The following is a 20,974-nucleotide window of genomic DNA, read 5'->3' as shown; positions in this document are numbered from 1 at the left end:
ATCGTTTCGTTCTCCGGCCTCCGTCGGCCGGTGACAATAAACTATACCAGAATGGACGCAATCGGCTTCATGAGAGACCGGTTTTTCAGGCGGTGCGTTGCGCAACGGCATCTCCATGCTAGAATCGAATCGACACTCCACGGGACTCCACCACGGATGCCGACCATGCCGTCGCGCTCCCCCGGTGCCCCATCTGCGGACTTCCCCGTTGCCAGCACCTCATTTCGCCAGCCGAAGCGGGACGTGATCTCTGTCACTGCAATTGAGAGGGTCATGTGCGGAAACAATCCGGATTGACCGGCACATCGAATAACAGCGCGCCCAGACCGGACGGACCGTCGTGGCATGCCTTGCCGGAGCAGGACGCATTGACCAGGCTGCAGTCAGGCCCCACCGGGCTGACGGCGGCCGAGGCGACGGAGCGGCTCCGGCGGGTCGGTCCCAACATTCTGTCCCGCACGGGGAGCGACGGCCCCCTGCTCCTGCTCTGGCGCCAGATCAACAACCCCATCGGCTGGCTCCTGATCGCCGCCGGCGCCCTGGCCCTCGCCCTGGGCAAGCCCACCGACGCCATGGTGGTGTTCGGCGCGGTGGGGATCAACGCCTTTATCGGCTTCATCCAGGAATACCGGGCCGGCAAGGCCATCGAAGCCCTTTCCGCCATGATCCCGGAGGCGGCCACGGCCCTGCGGGAGGGGCAACCCGTGGCAGTGCCGGCCGAGGATCTGGTCCCCGGCGACATCGTGACCCTCCAGAGCGGTGACAAGGTCCCGGCCGACCTGCGCCTGATCCGGGTCAAGAATTTCCTGGCAGAAGAAGCGGCTCTCACGGGCGAGTCCCTGCCGGTGGCGAAACATACGGATCCGGTGGCGCCGGACGCCCCGCTGGGAGACCGGGCCTGCATGGCATACAGCGGGACGCTGGTGGTTCAGGGGACGGCCACCGGAGTGGTGGTGGCCACGGCGAACGGTACGGAACTGGGGAGGATCAATGCGCTGCTGAATCAGACCGGGCAACTGGAGACCCCCCTCACCCGGCAGTTGGCCACGGTGAGCAGCGGGATCACCGTGGCCGTGGTGGTCGTGGTGACGGTGCTGATAGTCTTCGGTATCTGGATCAAGGATGCGCCGACGGGCGAGGCGCTCATGGTTGCCGTTTCCCTGGCCGTGGCCGCGATCCCCGAGGGGTTGCCGGCGGTCATCACCATCTGCATGGCCATCGGCGTCAGGCGCATGGCCGACCGCCACGCCGTGGTCCGCCATCTTCCGGCGGTCGAAACCCTGGGTTCCACCTCGGTCATCTGCTCGGACAAGACCGGCACTCTCACCCGCAACGAGATGACGGTGCAGGTGGCTTGGCTGGAAGGCCGCGAATACCGCTTCTCCGGCGTCGGCTACGCGCCGGAGGGAGATATCGAGCATGACGGCATCCGCCAGGCGGATATCCCGCCGTCACTGGCGGACCTTCTGACCGGCGCCGTGCTGTGCAGCGATGCCGCGCTCCACCCGGAGGGGGACGGCTGGGCCATCACCGGCGACCCGACCGAGGCCGCCCTGGTGGTTGCCGGCCGGAAAGCGGGGCTGGACGACCACGAGCTGCGCACCCGCCACGGGCGCCTGGACGTGATCCCCTTCGAGTCGGACACCAAATTCATGGCCACCCTCAACCGGCTGGACGGCGCGCACCGCATTCTGCTCAAGGGCGCGCCGGAGATCGTTGTCGAGCGGTGCGCCCTTGATGAAGCGCAGCGGCGCCTGATCCACGCAGCCATGGACACCTACGCCCGCCAGGGGATGCGGGTGATCGCCCTTGCCGGGAAGGATGCCGGGCGGACGGAGCAGATCTCCCCGGCGGACGTGGCAGGGGGGCTCGCCTTTGCGGGACTCCTCTGCATGATCGACCCGCCGCGGACCGAGGCCATGGATGCCATCCGGGCCTGTCACGGGGCAGGCATCACCGTAAAGATGATCACCGGCGATCACCCGGTGACGGCCGAAGCCATCGGCCGTCAGTTGGGGCTGCTGCAGGACGGGCAGAACGCCGTGGAGGGGCGCCGGCTGGACGGGCTCACGGATGCGCAGCTTCAGGAGGTGGCCCAGGCGACCAACGTCTACGCCCGGGTGGCGCCGGAGCACAAGATCCGGCTGGTGGAGGCCCTTCAGTCCCGGGGATACGTGGTGGCCATGACCGGGGACGGGGTGAACGACGCCCCGGCCCTGAAGCGGGCCGACATCGGCGTGGCCATGGGGATCACCGGCACGGCGGTGTCCAAGGAAGCGGCCAAGATGGTGCTCATGGACGACAATTTCGCCTCCATCGCCGCGGCGGTGGAGGAAGGCCGCCGAGTGTACGACAACCTGATCAGGTCTCTGGCCTTCGTGCTCCCCACCAACCTGGGGCTGGCCTGCACCCTGTCCCTGTCCATGTTCTTCTTTCCCACCATCAGGGTCGACGGGGTCAACGAACTGCTCACGGCCATGTCCCCCAGCCAGACGCTCTGGATCAACCTGGTGGCGAGCGTTGCCCTGTCGATCCCCCTGGCCTTCGAGGTGCTGGAGCCCAACGCCATGCGGCGCGCCCCCCGCTCTCCCGACGAACCGGTCTTTTCACGCTTCATCGTAGCGCGCCTGATCATCGTCGCGGCCCTGATGGCCGCCGGGGGCTGCGGCCTCTTTCTCTGGGAGTACTTCCGCATCGCCGGCCCCGAGCCGCTCACGTCGGCCCGGCATGCCCTCGCCCTGGCCGAGGCCCAGACCATCTGCGTAACCGGCATTACCTTCTCCCAGATCTTCTACCTGCTCAACTGCCGGTCATTGCACGACTCCCTCTTCTCCCAGGGGGTCTTCAGCAATCCATCCATATTCATCGGCATCGGCATCCTGCTGCTGTTGCAAGCGTGCTTCATCTACCTGCCGCAGTTGCAGGCCGTCTTTGGCACGGCCCCCCTCGACGGCAGCTCTTGGCTCTATGCCATGCTGGCGGGGGCAGCCGTCCTGCCGGCCATCTCGCTGGACAAGTGGTTCAGAAGGCGTCGCCGGGGCTAAGGGATGCATGCGGACGGGTTCAAGCCCGCGGTCCCGTGTACCTGCCCCCCTTCACCGGGCCAGTTGCTTCAGTACCTGCTGCAGTTTCCGCAACTCCTCGCCGTAGCCGGCCCAGTCCCCCTGCCGCTGCAGGTTGGTGGCCCGCTCGAAGATGCTCATGGCCTCCCGGGCCAGGTCGCCCGTTGAGGACTTCCCGTCCTCAGGGGCTGCCGCAACGCCGGCCACCGGCGCCCGTTTCCCGCCGAAGATCCGCTGCAGGGCCAGTTCCAGGCTCTCCTCCATGACCACCTCGTCACCGTAGGCAACGATGACCCGCCTCAATTCGGGCAACCCAGCCTTGTCCGCCGCGGCCAGGAACAGGGGCTGCACGTAGAGCAGCGACTGTTCGATGGGGATCACCAGCATGCTCCCCCGGATGACCTGGGAGCCGCGCTGGCTCCAGAGGGTCAGTTGCTGGGAGATGTGCGAGTCCTGGTTGATCCGCGCGTCGATCTGCTTGGGCCCGTAGATGAGCCGGTCACGGGGGAAGGTGTAGGCCAGGAGCTTGCCGTAGTTCTCGCCGTCGCAGCGGGCCGTGAGCCAGGCGGCCAGATTGTCCCGCTTGGAGGGGGTGAAGGGCAGGAGCAGGATGTACTCCTCCCGGGTCTCCCCCGGCAGCTTCATGACCGTGTAGTAGGGCTCCATGGGCGCTTCGCCCAGCACGGGGATCTCCCAGAGGTTCTCCCGGTTGTAAAAGACCTTGGGATCGGTCATGTGGTAGGTGGCGAACATGGCTGCCTGGACCTGGAGGAACTGGTGGGGGTAGCGGATGTGACCCCGCAGGTCGGCCGGCATGACGGACAGGGGCTTGAAGAGTCCCGGGAAGATCCGGGCGTAGACCTTGATCATGACGTCGTCGGGATCGCTGATATAGAAGTCCAGGGTGCCGTCGTAGGCGTCGATCACCGCTTTCACCGAGTTTCTCATGTAGTTGATGCCGCCCCTGAGCGGCTTCGAATAGGGGAGCCGGCTCGAATGGGTATAGCCGTCGATGATCCATTTGAGGGTGCCGTTGTCGGCCACGACCAGGTAGGGGTCACCGTCGAACCGGATAAAGGGGGCCACCGTCTTGACCCGCTCACCCACGGTGCGGTAGTAGAGGATGCGGCTCTGGTCGGTAATGTCGGACGAGAGGAGGATTTTCTCCGTTTTGAACCGGACGGCGAACAGGGCCTTGCGGAGCATTGAGTCCAGCGCCACCCCCCCCTTGCCCCCGTAGGCCGTATTGATGTTGCCCGTGGCGGTCGGATAGCTGAATTCCGGCACCCTGGTCCCGACGATGACATAGTCGTTGGAGAGCTCGCCGTAGTAGATCTCCGGTCGCGTCACCCTGATGTCGGCCAAGCTGACCGCCGGGATATCCTTGATGAAGAATTCCGGAAGCCCCTCCTTGCTGATCCTGCTGACCGGACCGACGGCCAGGCCGTTGCCGTGGGTGAAGATGAGCCGTTCGTTGATCCAGTTTCTGCTGGGGAGATCGTTGTAGGAGAGCTCCCGCGGCGAGAGCATCACCTGGGTGTACTGGCCGTTCACCAGGTACCGGTCGTTGTCCACGTCGAAAAACTTGTAGTAGGTCCTGATCTGCTGCAACTGGCTGTAGGTCTTGAGGAGCGGCCCGTGATCCCACAGCCTGATGTTCCTGATGGTGGCGTCGTTCTGTGCGATGTCGGCGGCCGACAGGTTGAGTTCCACATCAAAGGGAACGGTTTTGATCTTGTCCAGGTCATAGCCGAGCCGGGTGAACTGGATGGAATTGGCGATGTAGGGGGTTTCCAGGGCCAGTTCGTTGGGGGCGACCTTGAATTTCTGCAGCAAGACCGGATACCCCGCGATGCCGATGCCGTAGACGGCGGCCACGATGATCGGCGGGATCAGCGCCGGGCGCCAGGCTCCCTTCCAGATGCCGAACGCCACCACGGCGCCGGCAAGGGGGGTGCCCAGGGCGAGAACCCGGTAGAGTGGGAGCCGGGCGTTGACATCCACATAACCGGCGCCGTGGAAGGAGTTGCCGCCGGCAAGGAGGAGTTGCACGGCTTCCAGGTAAAAGCCCGCGGCCAGCGTGAGCGAGAAGATCCCCAGCAGAATGGCCAGGTGACGCCTCACCGCGCCGTCCACATCGGCCCCCCGCTCCGACAGGGCGATACCGCCGCGGAAGAAGTAGACCGCCCCGACCATGACGCCGGTGACGAGCACCGTGAAGGCGGCAAACCCCTTCACATGCTCCAGCAGCGGCAGGCTGAACAGGTAGAACCCCAGATCCTTCCCCATGATCGGATCGCTGGTGCCCACCGTGACGCCGTTCGCGAACAAAAGCAGGTTCTGCCACTGCAGGGCGCCCCACCTGCCGGCAAGAAGCGACAGGACAAGGGCGGCCAGGATGCTTAGGGGTTTCGCCATCTGCGCCATCTCGTCGCGCTGGAGGCGGTAGACATTGCCTCCCTCGAAAAACACGCCGCGGGGGGTGAGGGGGAAGGAGGCCCGGTTCGCGAAGTGCAGATTGACCATGGTGAACGCGAACATGAAGAGCCCGGAGGCGAGCCCGGCCCCGATCTTGGCCGTGAGCGCCGTCGTGAACACTTGGGTGTAACCGGTTTCCCGGAAAAAGAGCCAGTCGGTGTAGAAGGTGATCAGCGACAGCGCGGCGGGAAGGACCACGAACACGGCGGCAAGAATGAGAAGAGATCGGTTTTTGACCATCAACAAGCTCCCTTGGGTGATATCTATGTGCAACAGAGCCGTGATCCGGCTGTTCGGCGATGACGTCCGGCGCGGGAGGATCTGGCCGCAGCATCACTGAATCCGCGGTATGGCTCCTTCAGGCCCCCCGCACGATCTCCACGGAGCAGGGTGCATGAAGTGCAACGGCCAGGGATACCGAGCCAAGCAACAAACGCCTGACCATGCCATATCCGTGGGCCCCGACGACGATCAGGTCCGCGCCCCAGCGCTCGGCTTCGGTGAGAATGGCGTCCTTGGGGCGTCCCGCCAGCAGTGCCGAGGTAACGCTTAATTCCGGCGCCCGTTGCTCGAATTCGGCCGTTACCGCGTCAAGGCGCTCGATTGCAGCAGTTTCCTGACGACTGATGATGTAGTCAAAGGCCGTAGCCTGGTAGCCCTCACCGCCCAACAGGTTCGGCTCAACAGGAGAAAGCACGGTGATAACACGGACCTCGCTCCCCGGGGGCCACGGACGGCGGCATACTTCCATGGCCGCGGCATCGCTGCTGGGTGAGCCATCGAATGCAAGGAGAATTTTCATTCCGTCCCCTCCCTTCCTTGTCCGAAATCGGGAATGCCATGAAAAGACGTGCCGATACGATACATCGCCATCAGGCCGATCGTGGGCATTATTTCATAACAACTCGAAATACCATGCCTTTACCAGAATTATCCCGTAACGGGTTTCAACTTCTCACGGGCATGGGCGAGGATGGCATCCGGCAACCGCCCCCGTGCACCGGGAACCTTTCAGAACGTGGCCAGAACCTCATCAAGCAGAGAGGCCATCTCATCCTGTCCCCGGATGAAGTAGCGGGCCGCGGTGCCGGCAGAGCTCCCGACCCGAACCCCGAAGATGGCTTCGTCGCCGAGGCGGAACACGTCCTCGTCGGTCACGTCGTCACCGACAAAGAGCGCGCGGGCGTTGCCGAGATGGCGCATGATGCGACGAAGCGCGTCCCCCTTGTGGGGCGCGGCCGCCGGCACGAGATTCTCGACCTCCTTGCCGGAAACCCGCCGGGGCGCGGGCACCAGGCGGGAGACGGCATCCAGGATGCGTTGATGAGCTGTCTCGCGGGCAGGGGCGCTTCGGTAATGGAGCGACAAGGTGGCCCCCTTGTCCTCCATGACGATGCCGGTGCCCTCCCCTTCCGGCAGAAGGGCCCCCAACTGCGTCCTCCAGCCGCGGCAGAGGCTGACGAATCCGCGCTCCGCGGCATCGGCGCCGGGAAGCCCCTCGGCACCATGGTTTCCCACCAGGAAGCGGGGCTCGAAGCCGAGGTGCCGCGCCGCATCGGCCCGGGCACGGCCGGTAACGACGGCAACGGATGCCATGCCGTTCAGGCGGACCAGGCGCTCGTGCACGTCTGGCGGGATCATGATCCGTGACGGGTCGGCAACAATGGGGGCCAGGGTGCCGTCGAGATCAAAGGCGAACAGGGTGGACCGGTCGACGAAATCCCGCAGCTCTTCGCGGCCGGCATGGCTGAACAGATAGGTCATCCCGTGATCCCCGGTCATGACTCGCCCCCGATCCGGGCGGCCAGCCTCTCCCGCTGGCGGACCCGCGCCGCATCCAGCAGCATCCGGCCAGCCCAGCGGTAGACGTTGAAATCGCGCACCAGCGATCGCATGCTCCGCATCCGCTCACGTTGTTCGTAGTCGGGCATGGTGAGGGCCCGGTGAAGGGCCTCGGCGGTCTGTTCCACATGGTAGGGATTGACGATCAGGGCCTCGTGCAGTTCGTGGGCCGCGCCGGTGAACTGGCTCAGCACCAGGGCTCCCCGCTCGTCCTCCCGGGCCGCCACGTACTCCTTGGCCACCAGGTTCATGCCGTCGTGGAGGCTGGTGACCATGCAGACATCGGCGGCGCGGTAGTAACGGTTGACCTGCTCGGGTTCGTGGTGCTCGGCCTTGAGGATGATGGCCGGGCGACCGTCACGGCTGAAACGCCCGTTGATCCGCTCCGCGTGGGAATGGACCCGCGCCTTGAATGCCTGGTACTCCTCCAGGGCCGACCGGCTCGGCGCGGCGATCTGGACAAAGGTGAAGCGCCCCACCAGTTCGGGGTGCAGTTCGAACAGCCGCTCCACCGCCATGAATCGCTCCGGGATTCCCTTGGTATAGTCCATCCGGTCGACCCCGACCCCGATCAGGTGGTCCGGGGGAAGCCCCAGCTCACCAAGGATTTCGCTCCGCGTCACGTCCACCGGCGGCAGGGTCCCCTGCCAGGCCGGCGGCCACTGGATGGAGATGGGGTAACTCTCCACCATGGTCAGTTGGCCGCGGCGGGAAATGGTGGACGATTCATGCTCGATCCGGGTCTCCAGGTAGCGATCCACCGTCTCCAGGAAGTTCTTGCAGTGGTAGGGCGTGTGGAAACCGAGGATGGTGCTCCCCAGCATCCCCTTGAGCAGTTCCTCCCGCCAGGGGCAGATGCCGAACGACTCCGGGTTGGGCCAGGGAATGTGCCAGAAGGTGATGATGGTGGCCTTGGGCAGGGCCTTGCGGATCATAGCGGGCAGGAGCGCGAAGTGATAGTCCTGCACCAGCACCACCGGATCGTCGCTGTCCGCCTCCTTGACCACGGCGTCGGCGAACCGCTGGTTGATCCTGACGTACTGCTGCCAGTCGCTGGTGCGGAACACCGGGCGCACGTGGGCGATATGGCAGAGGGGCCAGAGCCCTTCGTTGGCGAATCCGTAGTAGTACCCCTCTTCCTCTTCCTTGGTGAGCCAGATCCGCCGCAGGTTGTATTCGGGCTTGTGGGGCGGCACCCGGACCCGGTCGTGGACGTCGACCGTCTCCCGGTCGGCTGAGCCGCTGCCATGGGCGATCCAGGTTCCCGAGCAGGCCCGCATGACCGGCTCCACGGCGGTGACCAGGCCGCTGGCCGGACGGTGGACCTCGATGCTGTCGCCCTTTCTGTCATGGATATAGGGTTCACGGTTGGAAACGACCAGGATCCGTTCCCCGACCAGATGCTTGTGCAGAAGTGTCCGCAGAGCCTCTGGGCTCCAGGTGATGGTGGCGTCGTCGGCGAAGCGGCGCTCGGCATCGAGGGCGCGCAGGAGCGCCTTCAGGTCTCCCACCAGGGGTTGGAGTTCGGAGCTGGGGGCCTGCGGGCTGAACGGGCGGAGGATTCCCTCGCCCCGCAGCATGGCGCGGACCCCCTCCACCCAACCGCGCCAACTGAGGTGGGCGACGAATACCGTAATAAGGGAGATTACCACGCCAAGCACCGCAAAAAGGGCGATCACGTACTTGCGCGTGTCAGCGCTGCGACGCTCCACGAAGCTCATGTCGTGGACCAGGATCAGGGTGCCCATCGATTTCCCTTCAGCCCCAATGGGATGAAGGGAGACATGGACCGCCCCCTGGGGAAGATGGCGGAGCGATCCCTCGGTCCCGTCCTCCGGCCGGGCAACCGACGAACAGTCGAGCGAATCGGGGAAGGTGGGAGTGCTGTAGCGCAGCACTCCGTTGCCGTCGCAGTAGCCCAATGCCAGCAGGCGCTCATCCTGAATGGCCCGAAGCAGGAGCGTATTGATCTTTGTCCGGTCTCCCTGCGGCAGCAACTCGGCAAGAGGTTCCCGGAGGGTGCCCGCGATGAGCCGGGAGCGGATGTCCAGGTCTCTGATGAACCAGTGAAGGGTCAATCTGTCCACCAGCGGCACCACCGCGTAGGCCAGCAGCGCCAGCGCCACGGCCAGCGGAATGATGAAGCGTAATGACAAGCGCAGCGATCGTAGTGAAATCATGCAGACTCCTTATCCTTTTCCCTGATCAGCACTGATCTTCCGACGACCCTCCCCCACCCCGGCCTCCCCGCACGGGGAGATGGGGAGTTTGGCAAGGGTAGCGGAAGACTTGATGCTAATCGGGTCCTTTTCTGACACCGGAATCGGCCGGGCCGCCGTCCCCGGCGCCATCGTCCCGCGAGCACCGCTCCCCCGAGGACGCCAGGTCGTCCCGGACGCTTTTCTCCCAGAGGGGGACCCCGCTGAAATAGGCGCTCCGGCCCAGCATGTGGGCCGCCACCGGCGCCGTCAGGACGATGAAGACGATAATGGCGGCGATCTTCCCGGTGACGGCGGCGTCGTCGAAGAAAAGCGCCACCCCTGCCAGCATGAGGCTTACCCCCAGGGTGGATGCCTTGGTGGCCGCCGAGAGCCGCACATAGATGTCAGGGAACCGCACGATGCCGATGGCGGCCACCACGGCGAAAAAGGTCCCCCCGCCCAGGAGCATGGCGATGATCGTGTCACGCACCGCCGCCGCTCCGGTGCAGATAGTAGGCAAAGGCCACGGTCCCCAGAAAGATGACCAGGGCGAGGACGATGGCCGCGTCCAGGTAGGCGTGCTGTCCGGTAGCCACAGCATAGGCGGCGGACAGGGCGATGATGAGGGTCGCCATCAGGTCCAGGGCAACCACCCGGTCCGGCAGGCTCGGCCCCCGGACCAGCCGCACGAAGGCCAGCACGATTCCCCCTCCGAGCAGGGGAAGGACCACATAACTGACAAATGCGTCGAGGGTCACCGAAACACCTCCCTGACCCGGCGCTCAAACCCCTCCTTGATCTCCCTCACCAGGGCTTGCGGGTCGTTTGCATACATGGCATGGACATAAAGGGTCCGCCGGTCGTCGGCCAGGTGAAGGCTCAGGCTTCCCGGCGTAAGGGTGATCACGGTGGCGAGCACGGTAATTTCCAGGTCGCTCTCCACATCCAGGGGCACCGCCACGATGCCCGGGGTCATATGATGGCGCGGCGTGAGAACGTCGTGGGCCACCCGCAGGTTGGCCAGCACCAGTTCCCGGCAGAAGAAGGCAATGAAACCCGCCACGGCCCGCACCCTGGCGAGATAACCGGTCGTGCCCCGTCCCCGGCGGGCAATCCAGAGCACGAAGAACCCCACGGCCACGCCAGTGAAAAACCCGCCGGCCGTGTAGGTGCCGGTAAGGGCCATCCAGGCCAGGGCCAGAAGGATATTGGCAAGAAACGGGGTCACGGTTTCGCCCCCAGCACTGCAGCGATATAAAGATCGGGATTGAGCAACTGATCGGCCGCTGCCAGGGAAAGCCGGAATACCGGCTCCGCCCCTACCCCCATGACCACCGTGGTCAGGGCCAGGAGCAGGGCCGGCATTCCCAGGAGCAGCCACGCCCTTCCGGCGACGTGGGGATGGTAGAGGACGCGGGGCTCCCCCGGCGGCACGGGACGATCCTTCCAGAACGCCTCGGCCCAGATCTTGGTCATGGAGAAGAGGGTCAGGATGCTCACGGCCAGGGCCGCGGCCACCACCACGTACCGCCCCTCCAGAAGGCCTGCCCGCACCAGGGCCAGCTTGGCCCAGAAACCGGACAGGGGCGGAATGCCCGCCAGGGCCATGGCCGGCACCAGAAAAAGCATCCCCACCAAGGGGCGCCCCTCGTAGAGCCCTCCCAGTTCACCCAGTTCCGTGGTGCCGGTCAGCCGCTTCACGATGCCGGCCACCAGGAACAGGGCCGACTTGGCCGCGATGACGTGGACCATGAAAAATACCGTGCCAGCCAGCGCCAGGGGGGTCAGGAGGCCGAGCCCCATGACCAGATAGCCGATCTGGCTCACGATGTGGAACGAGAGCAGGCGCCTCATCTCGTGCTGGGCCACGGCTCCCAGGACCCCGGTCACCATGGTGAGTCCGGCCGCCGCCAGAATCAGGGCCTGGCCGGCCTCGGCCTCCTGGACGAAAATCAGGGTGAATATCCGTACCAGCACATAGACCCCCACCTTTGTCAGCAATGCCGAAAAGATGGTGGTTACCGCCACGGGCGGGGTGTGGTAGGAGGCAGGAAGCCAGAAAAAGAGCGGAAACACCGCCGACTTGATCCCGAAGGCAGCAAAGAGGAGCGCGGCGATGACCGGCACGGTGCCGCCGTGGGGGACCTCCCTGAGCTGCCTCGCCAGGTCCGCCATATTCAGGGTGCCGGCCATTCCGTAGAGAATGCCGATCCCGGCCAGGAAAAAGGCCGAGGCGATCAGGTTCAGGGCCACGTACTTGATGGCCCCCTCCATCTGCTCCCGGCGCCCGCCAAGGGCCAACAGGACGAATGAGGCGATGAGCATCACCTCGAACCAGACGTAGAGGTTGAACAGATCCCCGGTCAGGAGCGATCCGCAGACCCCCAGCAGCAGCACTTGCATGAGGGGATGGTACCCCAGGGACTCGTGCTCGATGTCGGCGCTCGCCAGGGAGTAGACCGCCACCGCCAGCCCCATGGCACCAGCCACCACAACCATGACGGCGCTGAACAGGTCGGCCACCAGGGTGATGCCGAAGGGGGCGGGCCAGTTCCCCGCCTGGACGCTGACCACCCCCTGGCGCTGCACGATCGCGAGGAGCCCCACCCCTGTCCCCAGGAGCGCCATCGTGCCGCAGATGCCCAACAGCCGCTGCACCCCTCGCCGGTTCCAGGCGAGAAGCCCTGCCACAGCCGTGGCCAGGGGAATGATGAGGGGAAGGAAGAGAAAAAGTTTCATCCATTGCTCCGGGGATCGGTATCGGTCGTGGTCATCTCGTCCAGGTCATCGGTGCCCACGGTCTGGTAGACCCGCTTGATCAGGACCAGGGCAAAGGCCTGCACCCCGAAGCCGATGACGATGGCGGTCAGGATCAGGGCCTGGGGCAGCGGGTCGGCCACCGGCGGGACCGGCTCGGTCCCGCCGACCGGCACGTAGGGGGGCCGCCCGCGGGTGAGGCGCCCCACGGTGAAGATGAGGAGATTGGCCGCATTCCCCAGAAGCGCCAGGCCGAAGATCATCTTGACGATGCTCCGCCGCACCATGAGGTAGAGCCCTGCTGCGTACAGCCCGCCGATGACGATTGCCAGAACGCTTTCCACCTATTCCTCCATCAGGCTGAACACGATCATGAGCGCCATCCCGGCCACCACCAGATAGACTCCCGTGTCGAACAGGATCGGCGTGCCGCCATGGCCGATGACCGGCACCGGCAGGATGCTCCAGAGCCCCGTGAGAAAGGGAAGCCCCAGGGCCAGGGGGATGAGGCCGCTCACCAGGGCGGTCAGGAGCCCCACCGCCACCAGGCGACGCGGCTCCACCCGGAGCACCCGCCGGGCCGCGGCCACGCCATGGGCCAGGGCGTGGAGGGCAAAGGCGGCCGCGGCCACGAGCCCCCCAACGAACCCCCCGCCCGGCTCATTGTGCCCGCGCAGGAGAAGAAAGAGCGAGAAGAGCAGCAGCAGCGGCAGGAGAAGCCGGACCGCGGTTGCCAGAAAGAGTGATTGCATGGCCTAGCCCCCCTCTCTGTCCCGGGCCTTCATGAGGCCGTAGACCCCCAGGCCCGCCACGGCCAGAACCGTGATCTCCCCCAGGGTGTCCAGTGCCCGGAAATCCACCAGGATCACGTTGACCACGTTGCGGCCATGCCCCGCCGGCATGCTGTGTTCCAGGAAATAGGAACTGATGTGGGGGACCAGGGTCTGGGACACCGCCAGCAGGACCAGCACCGTCATGAAGCCGCCAATGGAGCAGGCCACCAGGATATCCCGCATCCTCCCCGCCGGCCGCGAGAGCAGCGAGAAGCGCGGCAGACGGTAGAGCACCAGAACGAACAGGACAATGGAGAGGGTCTCGATACAGAACTGGGTCATGGCCAGGTCCGGTGCGCCGAAAAGGATGTAGACCAGGGCCACCCCGTACCCCGCCGCGCCGAGCCCGGCCACCGCCGCCAGCCGCGAGGTGGTCGTCGCCGCCGTCAGGGCCCCGGCCATGATTACGCCGGCGGCGAACCATTCGTGGAGCCCGCCGTCCGGCCGGGGAAGCTGGCGCGGGAACTCCCCGCTCCGGAACATGGCCACGGTCATGAGAAACACCGCGGTCCCCACCACGGTCATCAGGTAATAGCGGAGCCTGCCGTTTTGAAGCATGCGGGTCTGCCGTTCGGCCAGGGCGATCATTCCCGCGAGGAGGAGCCCGTAGCAGCGCTCGGGTCCCCAACCCGTACCATCACCAGCGGGGAGGCGACGAAGCACCCTCTCCCGGGCAAGGGCGATGCCGACGCCGGCTGCCACGGTGGCCGCGCCCAGGAGGAGGACCGGAGTCACGCCGTGCCAGAGGGCCAGGTCCACCGGCACCGATTCCCCCCGCACCGCGACCACTGCCGGCTCCACCAGCCATCGCCCAACCAGGCCGGGGAAGACGCCGATCACGAACCCCAGCAGGGCCGGCACCAGGGGAGGAAACCAGAGGAGCGGCTCCACCCGGTGATGGTGCAGATCCGGATCGGGCCTGCGCCCGAAGAAGGGGAGATACCCCACCAGGACCGCCACCGCCACGGTGAAGGCGTTGCCGATGAAACCGGCAACGGTCACGAACCCTGCCGCCAGGGGCGCCTGGAGCTTGGCCTCGTAGAGGAGTTCCTTGGCGATGAACCCCACCAGCGGCGGCACCCCGGCCATGGAGAGGGCCGCGAGCCCCGCCCCGGCGGCGACCCACGGCATGGCCCGCGCCAATCCGCCGAGCCGCGCCAGGTCCCGGGTGCCGGCGCCGTGGTCCACGGCTCCGGCTGCCAGGAACAGGGCACTCTTGTAGAGGGCGTGGACCATGAGAAAGACCATGGCGGCCGTGGTGGCGGCCGGGGTATGGAGCCCCAGCAGCAGCGTGAGGGTCCCCAGGGCGCTCACCGTGGAATAGGCGAGGATCTGCTTCAGGTCGCTCCGGAGCAGGGCCACCCCTCCGCCCGCCACCATGGTGGCTCCGCCCGCCACGGTTACCCACCAGAACCAGGCATCGGTCCCCCCCAGCACCGGCGAGAGGCGCGCCAGGAGATAGATTCCCAGCTTCACCATGGTGGCCGAGTGGAGATAGGCGCTGACCGGCGTGGGCGCCTCCATGGCGCCGGGAAGCCAGAAGTGGAAGGGGAACTGGGCCGACTTGGTGAAGGCGCCGGCCAGGACCAGAAGGAGGACCGGCAGATAGAGCCCATGGCTCCGCACCAGTTCGCCCCTCTGGAAGATCGTGGCCAGGTCCGTACTCCCCGCCGCCTGCCCCAGCAGGATGAATCCCGCCAGGAGCGCCAGCCCGCCGGCGCCGGTCACCAGCAATGCCTGGAGTGCTGCCTTGCGCGCCGCAGCCCGGCCGTGGTCAAAGCCGATCAGGAGATAGGAGCAGAGGCCGGTCAACTCCCAGAACACGAACAGGGTAATCAGATCACCGGCCAGGACCGTGCCGAGCATGGCGGCCATGAACGCGAGGATCAGGCCGTAGAAGCGCCCCAGATGGTGGTGGCCGTGGAGGTAGGAGGAGGCGTAGGCCACCACGAGCACGCCGATGCCGCTGATGATCAGGGCGAACAGGAGACTCAGGCCGTCAAGGGAGAAGGAGAGGTCGACCCCCAGGGACGGAATCCACTCGTAGGCGGTTCGGAGCGCTCGTCCAGACGCCACTGTCCCGGTTTGCATCCCGAAGAAGCAAAAAAGGGACAGGGGAACCAGGGCGCAGAGCCACCCGCCCCACCGGGGAACCCGGCGGTGGATCAGAGGGGCGGCCAGAGCGGCCCCGAATCCCGAGAGAATGGCATAAATCATAGGAATAGCCCCGTTGTCAGCGGAGTGCCCGCGTACTCCATGCCCACCGCGAAGCAGGCGGCGGCAGGGGAACGGCCCGGTTCAGGCTCCTGTCCCGGGTTCCCGGATGTCGATCACGATGGCGCTGCAGTCGTCATCGGGCGGGTCGCCCGCCCCGAAGTCCCGCAACGCGGCGGCAAGCTCGTCCATGAACCAGATGTAGCTCCCGGCCGTGGTTTTGAGGAACGCGTCAAGCCGTTCGGCCCCGAAGGTCTCGGTACCATTGGACGCATCGAGGATGCCGTCCGTATAGAGGAGCAGGCGGTCCTCCCGCTCGAACCCGAAGAAACCGGTCGTCACCTCGGCTTCGGCAAAGAAGCCGACCGGCGGCGACGTGGACGCAAGACGGTGAAGGCTGTTCCGCCTCAGCACCCGCGGCGGGACGTGCCCGGCGTTCACGTACTCCATGCGCAGGGAGGCGGGGTCGATGATCCCCAGGAACAAGGTCGATGAAAAATGATGATCCAGTTCCACGCCGTGGTCGGCGAAACGGACGAGGAACCGGTTCAACTGGGACACCATGCTGAGGGGGTTGTCAACGGTCAGGGCGCAGTGGTGCAAAAAACCGTAGACCAGGGACATCACCACCGACGACTGGATGTCGTGGCCGGTTACGTCGCCGATGAACACCATCTCCCGGCCGTCGGGCATGGAAATGAAATCGAAGTAATCGCCCCCCAGCGCGGTCGCCATCCGGTTCATCACCCCGATGCATCCCCACCTGCAGGCCGGCGGGGTCTTCGGCAGGAGCAACTGCTGGATGCGGCTCGCCACGGCCACGCCGTCCCCTGCCGGGTGTGCCTGTTCTGGCATGCATCCCCCACCCTTTTCCGTTACCATGCAAGTCTCCCCCCGTAAGTTGCCACGCGGAGCTACCGCCGCACCACCACGACCGATGCTCCCGTGTCCGCACCGCTCCCGGGCCGGACATGCACCCCGACGTTGGCGGCCGGCACACCGAGTTCCTCCATCAGATAGCGCTTCAGCCGGTCGGCATGCCGCCTGCCGTCCTTTCCCCCCGCCTCCACCCTGAATGAAAAGGCCCCGGGACCGCCGGGCAGCCCCTTGACCAGCGCCATGGCCGCCAGGCTCTCCCCGGAGGGGTCCCCCTTTTCGTCAAAGGTGACCGGAGAAAGGAACGGTGCCAGCTCCACCCGCAGGGACACCGGCACCTGCAGCCTGCGCTCCAGGACCCGGGCAAGCAGTAGCCGTTCGTCATCGGTGAGGGGGTAATCCCGCCGGATAACGACGGACACCTGGGCCGGCCCCGGTTTTTCGCCGAAGCCCAGCCCCATGTCCTGCACGGCAAAGGGGGCCATGAGCGCCTCCAGCTCAGTCCGGACATCCTTCAGCAGGCGGGACGCGGATGCCTGAACCACTGCCGCGCTCTCGTCCCTGGCAGACGCAGGCTGGCCCCCGGGAGAGACGGCCGGCAGCTCGGCCTTCGGCTCGATGGAACCGGCCGTCACCATCACCTGCTCCAGGTTCAGATCTGCCTTCCGTCCGAGAAACGCGCCTATCTCCTTCTCGATCTCCTCCTCGGCCTTTTTCTCAAAGGGCCTTACCGTGTTGACCGTTACGTTCACGCTGATCCCGCCGTTTTTCTCCTCTACCGAGAATCCGGTCACCCTGGAATGGGCTTCCTTCTCCAGGTGCATCTTCAACACCCGTTCCACCCGCTTGGCGAGCTTCACCGTGCGCAGGTCGCTCACCAAGGTGTGGACGAGCGGGATGGACAACAGCGCAAGCACCGTGCCGAGGATCAGGAGCCGCTTGCGGGCCGGGTATGCTTCCTCGGAAACCATGGAGCTACGGAAGTTGAAGAGGAAGAACACCAGGTCGGCCGTCAGGACGATGGCCACGAAATTGGTGAAGAACAGCAGAAATCCGCCGAGCCCAAGCAGGGGATGCCCGCTGCCCAGGCCGAAACCGACCACCGACAGCGGAGGAATGACCGCGGTGGCCACGGCCACTCCGGTCGCGGTGATCATGTAGTTCTTCTTGGTGCAGAGGGCAATGGCCCCGGCCGTGCCGGCCAGGACGGCCACGAAGAGATCATAGACATTGGGCCGGACCCGGCTCATAATCTCGGCCGTTGGCTCCTTGAGCGGGGACAGGAGCGTCGCGAACGCGGTCAGGGCAATGGTGAGTCCCACGCTCACGGCAATGACCCGGAGCCCCCGCCTCGCCAGGGCCAGGTCGCCGATGGTGAACGCCAGGCCAAAGGAGAGGATCGGCCCCATGAGGGGGGAGATGAGCATGGCTCCGATGACCACGGCCACGCTGTTGGTCAGAAGCCCGAGCAGGGCTATGAGGCTCGCCAGGAGCAGCAGGGACACGTAGCTGCCGGTAAGCTCGGCCCCTGCCACGGCGTTTTTGATGATGGCCCGGTGGTCGATCCCGGAAGTGCGCTCGGCGATGTACTCGCGCAGGCGTTTTATCCTGTAGCGGATGTAGGCGTTCGGCACGGCGCTCCTCTGCCGTCGTCTCAGACAGCGCTATTCAGCGTTCTCTAACAGTACCAGCAATTCCCCCTCACCACAACCGACGTGTCGGACTCCGCCTCAGTTCAGACACTTCCCCGGAATCCTCCCGTTCCGCAGCCGTCTGTCCGCTGCCCCTTTGCACGCTGTAGCATTGCCTGTTATTCTTGGTATCCAAACTAACCGGGAGGCGTACCGAATGATCCGACACCTGACCTGCTCTTTCCTGTTTCTGAGCCTTGCCGCCGCCACGGCCCGGGCCGACGAGATCAGGCTGAAAAACGGAGACCGCCTGAACGGCGAAATAATCAGGATGGAAAAGGACCGCCTCACGGTGAAGCTCCCCTACGCCGACGACAAGGTGCGCATCGACTGGAAGCAGGTGGAGTGCATCGCTTCTGAACGCGACCTCACGGTGGAGCTCTCTGACTACGAAGTCCTCGTCGGGCCCGTGACCTGCACTGACGGCGCCATCCAGATAAAAAGCTCCCGGGCCGGAACCTCGAATCCCATATCCCTCAAGGAACTCCGCACCGTGAATCCGGCCACCTACCACGGTTTCCTGACCGCCGGCGGAAGCATTGCCACGGGTAACACGGATACCAAGGCGGCAACGCTCTCGACCCTGTTCCAGGTGCGGACGAAACGCCACCGGTTCACCGTGGAGGCCAAGTACGCCTACGGGGAGGCCGACTCGCGGACCACTGTCCGCAACTCCCTCGGCAGTCTCAAATACGACTTTTTCACGACCGACAAGGTCTACACCTACGCCCAGACCCTGCTGGAAAAGGACTCCTTCGCCAACCTCAACCTGCGCAACACCGAAGGCCTCGGCGCCGGCTACCAGTTCTTCGACGATCGTGCCCTCAGCCTCTACGCGGAGGCCGGCATTTCCTACTTCAACGAAGACGTCATCGTGGGAGAAGACCGGCAGGATGCCGCGGGGCGCTGGGCGGCGGGCCTCGAATGGGAGGCGGTCCCCGACAGGCTCAAGGTCTTCCACCGCCAGGAAGGGTACTACACCCCCTCGGTGTCCGGGGTCACGCTCAGGGCTGACCAGGGGGTGCGAATTTCCCTGGTGAACGACATCGCGGCCAACCTGGAGGTGGATTATCGTTTCAACAGCAGACCGGAAGCTGGGAAACGCAACTCGGACCTCCTCTTCATCATGGGCCTCACCTACCAGTACGATTACTGGTGACAGCCGGCCCGGGGGACGCTTCATCCCATCCGCCACAAAAAGGAGGCACCATGAAATCCGCTCTGACCCTCGCCATCGCCCTGACCGCGCTGATGGTGACCTTTTCGCTCCAGAACGCTCAAACCGTACAGGTCCACTTTCTCGGCTGGTATTTCGAGGGGGCCCTTGTTCTCGTCCTCCTCATGAGCTTCGCCATGGGTGCCCTCACCATGTACCTGGCCTCGCTCCCGGCACGCTTCGCCCGCAACCGGCAACTGGCGGAGCAGCGGCGTCAACTGGAGGCATGCACCCGCTCGCTCGACCGGCTCCAGTCCGCTCATCCTGGCGTGAAGCCACCGGACGCATAACCCCTCCCGACCGCGTGCCGCCAATGCATGCGACCGCGCAACAGCCTGAATTTACGGCATTACCCGCAACAACGCTCCCTGACGGTTGATTTGCACACGAGGTATTTATAGAATTGGAAAATTCTATGACTATCCTAGCCGACATACATAGTGCCGCACAGGCGGCGGTAATGCTCGCGGCCGGCCTGCTGGCCGGACTCGTGCTCGACAAGGTGGTGCTTCGTCGCCTGGAGGTCATCACACAACGCACGCCGTGGGAGGGGGACGAAATCGTCGTCGAATCCCTGCGGGGGCTGCTGCTTTACTCCGCCCTCCTGACGGGACTGTACGCCGCTGCGGCGCAGTTCCCGCTGACGGCCGGGCTGCAGAGACTGACGGACAACATGTTTCTCGTAACCATCATCCTCATCGCCACGCTCTTTTTCATGAGACTGGCTGCGGGCTTCGTGACCCACTATGCGAAAAAGGCCGTGCTGCCATCCATCTCCATCTTCAGCAATCTGGCCAAAGTCATTGTCTTCTCCATCGGCGCCCTGATCATCCTCCAGTCCCTCGGCATCTCCATAACGCCGGTTCTCACCGCCCTCGGCGTCGGCGGCCTCGCCGTGGCGCTTGCCCTCCAGGATACCCTGTCGAATATTTTCTCAGGGCTCCACATCATCGCCACCCGCCAGGTCCGCCAGGGGGACTACATCCAGCTCGCCAGCGGCGAGGAAGGATACGTGACTGATATAACCTGGCGCAACACCACCATACGGACCCTTCCCAACAACATGGTCATCATCCCCAATACCAAGCTGGCCAGCGCCATCGTCACGAACTGCTACCTGCCGGACCGGGAACTGGCAGTTCTCGTTCAGGTGAGGACAGGCTACGGGAGCGACCTCGAACAGGTGGAAAGAGTAACGGTGGAGGTCGCCAGAGAGCTCATGCGTGAAGCCCAGGGGGGCGTTGCCGGGTTCGAGCCGTTCATCCGGTATCATACCTTTGCCGATTTCAGCGTCAATTTCACCGTGATCCTGAGGGGACAGGAATACGTTGATCAGCACCTCCTGAAACATGAGTTCATAAAGAGGCTCCACCGGCGCTACGCTGCGGAAAAGATCGAAATTCCCGTCCCCATGCACGCCGTTCGGCTGCAGCAGGGGGAGTCGCTTCTCCGGGAGGAGGCCTGACATGGCGCAGTGGCGCCTGGATATCGGGGCGACTCCCGTCGCCGGGAGGGGCCACTTCAGGGTATGGAACCCCCATGTCGATTCCGTGGAGGTCATCCGCTACGCCGACGGCGAGGACGCATCGTACCCCCTCTCCCGGGTGGTGGACCCGGACGCCTTTGCCCCCTACTTCACCGACCGCTACCGCTCCCCTGGGGATATCCCGTCGACTTCGACGGACCCGGCAGCGACGGAGTGCGCCACTGCCTGATCGCCAACGCCCTCCACTGGGTAAGCGAGCACCATCTGGACGGCCTGCGGCTCGATGCGATCCACGGCACCTACGACTTCAGGGCCCGG

The 20,974-nt window shown here is 65.2% G+C and carries 18 protein-coding genes; 5 read left to right on the top strand and 13 right to left on the bottom strand.

The window, feature by feature from the left end; all coding sequences use genetic code 11:
- Window positions 1-275 precede the first annotated feature (275 nt).
- Window positions 276-3,044, top strand: a complete 2,769-nt coding sequence (locus AC6CDK_RS08815) for a cation-transporting P-type ATPase (RefSeq protein WP_192905407.1) — start codon at window positions 276-278, stop codon at window positions 3,042-3,044.
- A gap of 51 nt (window positions 3,045-3,095) precedes the next feature.
- Here AC6CDK_RS08815 and AC6CDK_RS08810 read toward each other — a convergent pair whose 3' ends face one another.
- The 13 genes from AC6CDK_RS08810 to AC6CDK_RS08750 all read right to left on the bottom strand — a co-directional run bounded on the left by AC6CDK_RS08810 (window position 3,096) and on the right by AC6CDK_RS08750 (window position 17,897).
- Window positions 3,096-5,780 (bottom strand): UPF0182 family membrane protein, encoded by a 2,685-nt coding sequence (locus tag AC6CDK_RS08810; RefSeq protein WP_039643682.1) that lies wholly within the window; start codon window positions 5,778-5,780, stop codon window positions 3,096-3,098.
- A 118-nt stretch (window positions 5,781-5,898) separates the two neighbouring features.
- Window positions 5,899-6,342 (bottom strand): universal stress protein, encoded by a 444-nt coding sequence (locus AC6CDK_RS08805; RefSeq protein WP_192905406.1) that lies wholly within the window; start codon window positions 6,340-6,342, stop codon window positions 5,899-5,901.
- A gap of 209 nt (window positions 6,343-6,551) precedes the next feature.
- Window positions 6,552-7,322: a trehalose-phosphatase gene (gene otsB, locus AC6CDK_RS08800; RefSeq protein WP_226048322.1), complete on the bottom strand. Its 771-nt coding sequence runs from the start codon at window positions 7,320-7,322 to the stop codon at window positions 6,552-6,554.
- Window positions 7,319-9,562 (bottom strand): alpha,alpha-trehalose-phosphate synthase (UDP-forming), encoded by a 2,244-nt coding sequence (locus AC6CDK_RS08795; RefSeq protein ID WP_192905405.1) that lies wholly within the window; start codon window positions 9,560-9,562, stop codon window positions 7,319-7,321. Before AC6CDK_RS08795 ends, otsB begins: the two co-directional genes overlap by 4 nt.
- Window positions 9,563-9,677: 115 nt before the next feature.
- On the bottom strand, window positions 9,678-10,073 hold the full coding sequence (gene mnhG, locus AC6CDK_RS08790) for a monovalent cation/H(+) antiporter subunit G (protein WP_039643676.1): 396 nt from the start codon (window positions 10,071-10,073) through the stop codon (window positions 9,678-9,680).
- Entirely contained in the window at window positions 10,066-10,341 is a 276-nt protein-coding gene (locus AC6CDK_RS08785; protein WP_039643674.1) for a cation:proton antiporter, read from the bottom strand. Before AC6CDK_RS08785 ends, mnhG begins: the two co-directional genes overlap by 8 nt.
- A complete protein-coding gene (locus tag AC6CDK_RS08780) occupies window positions 10,338-10,811 on the bottom strand; it encodes a Na+/H+ antiporter subunit E (RefSeq protein WP_039643673.1) in 474 nt (157 codons plus the stop codon). The genes AC6CDK_RS08785 and AC6CDK_RS08780 overlap by 4 nt, the downstream gene beginning before the upstream one ends.
- Window positions 10,808-12,322 carry a Na+/H+ antiporter subunit D gene (locus AC6CDK_RS08775; RefSeq protein WP_039643671.1) on the bottom strand — a complete coding sequence of 505 codons (1,515 nt, stop codon included), beginning with the start codon at window positions 12,320-12,322 and terminating at the stop codon, window positions 10,808-10,810. The genes AC6CDK_RS08780 and AC6CDK_RS08775 overlap by 4 nt, the downstream gene beginning before the upstream one ends.
- A complete protein-coding gene (locus tag AC6CDK_RS08770; protein WP_039643668.1) occupies window positions 12,319-12,684 on the bottom strand; it encodes a Na+/H+ antiporter subunit C in 366 nt (121 codons plus the stop codon). The genes AC6CDK_RS08775 and AC6CDK_RS08770 overlap by 4 nt, the downstream gene beginning before the upstream one ends.
- Complete coding sequence (locus AC6CDK_RS08765) at window positions 12,685-13,092, bottom strand: Na+/H+ antiporter subunit B (RefSeq protein ID WP_039643666.1); 408 nt, start codon at window positions 13,090-13,092, stop codon at window positions 12,685-12,687.
- A 3-nt stretch (window positions 13,093-13,095) separates the two neighbouring features.
- Complete coding sequence (locus tag AC6CDK_RS08760) at window positions 13,096-15,390, bottom strand: putative monovalent cation/H+ antiporter subunit A (protein ID WP_192905404.1); 2,295 nt, start codon at window positions 15,388-15,390, stop codon at window positions 13,096-13,098.
- A gap of 81 nt (window positions 15,391-15,471) precedes the next feature.
- Entirely contained in the window at window positions 15,472-16,242 is a 771-nt protein-coding gene (locus AC6CDK_RS08755) for a PP2C family protein-serine/threonine phosphatase (protein WP_192905403.1), read from the bottom strand.
- 59 nt (window positions 16,243-16,301) lie between these two features.
- A complete protein-coding gene (locus AC6CDK_RS08750; RefSeq protein ID WP_192905402.1) occupies window positions 16,302-17,897 on the bottom strand; it encodes a TIGR00341 family protein in 1,596 nt (531 codons plus the stop codon).
- Window positions 17,898-18,111: 214 nt separating this feature from the next.
- On the opposite strand from AC6CDK_RS08750, the gene AC6CDK_RS08745 reads away from it, so the two are divergent.
- The 4 genes from AC6CDK_RS08745 to AC6CDK_RS08730 all read left to right on the top strand — a co-directional run bounded on the left by AC6CDK_RS08745 (window position 18,112) and on the right by AC6CDK_RS08730 (window position 20,885).
- A complete protein-coding gene (locus AC6CDK_RS08745) occupies window positions 18,112-19,113 on the top strand; it encodes a DUF481 domain-containing protein (protein ID WP_039643659.1) in 1,002 nt (333 codons plus the stop codon).
- Window positions 19,114-19,163: 50 nt separating this feature from the next.
- The gene (locus AC6CDK_RS08740; protein WP_039643657.1) at window positions 19,164-19,460 is read left to right on the top strand and encodes a LapA family protein; all 297 of its coding nucleotides are present in this window, start codon (window positions 19,164-19,166) and stop codon (window positions 19,458-19,460) included.
- A gap of 170 nt (window positions 19,461-19,630) precedes the next feature.
- Window positions 19,631-20,635 carry a mechanosensitive ion channel family protein gene (locus AC6CDK_RS08735; RefSeq protein WP_237560694.1) on the top strand — a complete coding sequence of 335 codons (1,005 nt, stop codon included), beginning with the start codon at window positions 19,631-19,633 and terminating at the stop codon, window positions 20,633-20,635.
- A gap of 1 nt (window position 20,636) precedes the next feature.
- A complete protein-coding gene (locus AC6CDK_RS08730; protein ID WP_039643653.1) occupies window positions 20,637-20,885 on the top strand; it encodes a hypothetical protein in 249 nt (82 codons plus the stop codon).
- Window positions 20,886-20,974: the final 89 nt, after the last annotated feature.

It is taken from the genome of Geobacter sp. PheSNFMC, from assembly GCF_059620965.1.
Note: the sequence above shows the minus strand (reverse complement) of the source record. Positions and strands in the feature narration are given on the sequence as shown.

What these genes read in the sequence shown, in the direction of transcription:
- AC6CDK_RS08810 (WP_039643682.1), bottom strand. Translation starts at nt 5,780, where the DNA reads ATGGTCAAAAACCGATCTCTTCTCATTCTTGCCGCCGTGTTCGTGGTC.
- AC6CDK_RS08805 (WP_192905406.1), bottom strand. Translation starts at nt 6,342, where the DNA reads ATGAAAATTCTCCTTGCATTCGATGGCTCACCCAGCAGCGATGCCGCG.
- otsB (WP_226048322.1), bottom strand. Translation starts at nt 7,322, where the DNA reads ATGACCGGGGATCACGGGATGACCTATCTGTTCAGCCATGCCGGCCGC.
- AC6CDK_RS08795 (WP_192905405.1), bottom strand. Translation starts at nt 9,562, where the DNA reads ATGATTTCACTACGATCGCTGCGCTTGTCATTACGCTTCATCATTCCG.
- AC6CDK_RS08775 (WP_039643671.1), bottom strand. Translation starts at nt 12,322, where the DNA reads ATGAAACTTTTTCTCTTCCTTCCCCTCATCATTCCCCTGGCCACGGCT.
- AC6CDK_RS08765 (WP_039643666.1), bottom strand. Translation starts at nt 13,092, where the DNA reads ATGCAATCACTCTTTCTGGCAACCGCGGTCCGGCTTCTCCTGCCGCTG.
- AC6CDK_RS08760 (WP_192905404.1), bottom strand. Translation starts at nt 15,390, where the DNA reads ATGATTTATGCCATTCTCTCGGGATTCGGGGCCGCTCTGGCCGCCCCT.
- AC6CDK_RS08755 (WP_192905403.1), bottom strand. Translation starts at nt 16,242, where the DNA reads ATGCCAGAACAGGCACACCCGGCAGGGGACGGCGTGGCCGTGGCGAGC.
- AC6CDK_RS08745 (WP_039643659.1), top strand. Translation starts at nt 18,112, where the DNA reads ATGATCCGACACCTGACCTGCTCTTTCCTGTTTCTGAGCCTTGCCGCC.
- AC6CDK_RS08740 (WP_039643657.1), top strand. Translation starts at nt 19,164, where the DNA reads ATGAAATCCGCTCTGACCCTCGCCATCGCCCTGACCGCGCTGATGGTG.
- AC6CDK_RS08735 (WP_237560694.1), top strand. Translation starts at nt 19,631, where the DNA reads ATGCTCGCGGCCGGCCTGCTGGCCGGACTCGTGCTCGACAAGGTGGTG.
- AC6CDK_RS08730 (WP_039643653.1), top strand. Translation starts at nt 20,637, where the DNA reads ATGGCGCAGTGGCGCCTGGATATCGGGGCGACTCCCGTCGCCGGGAGG.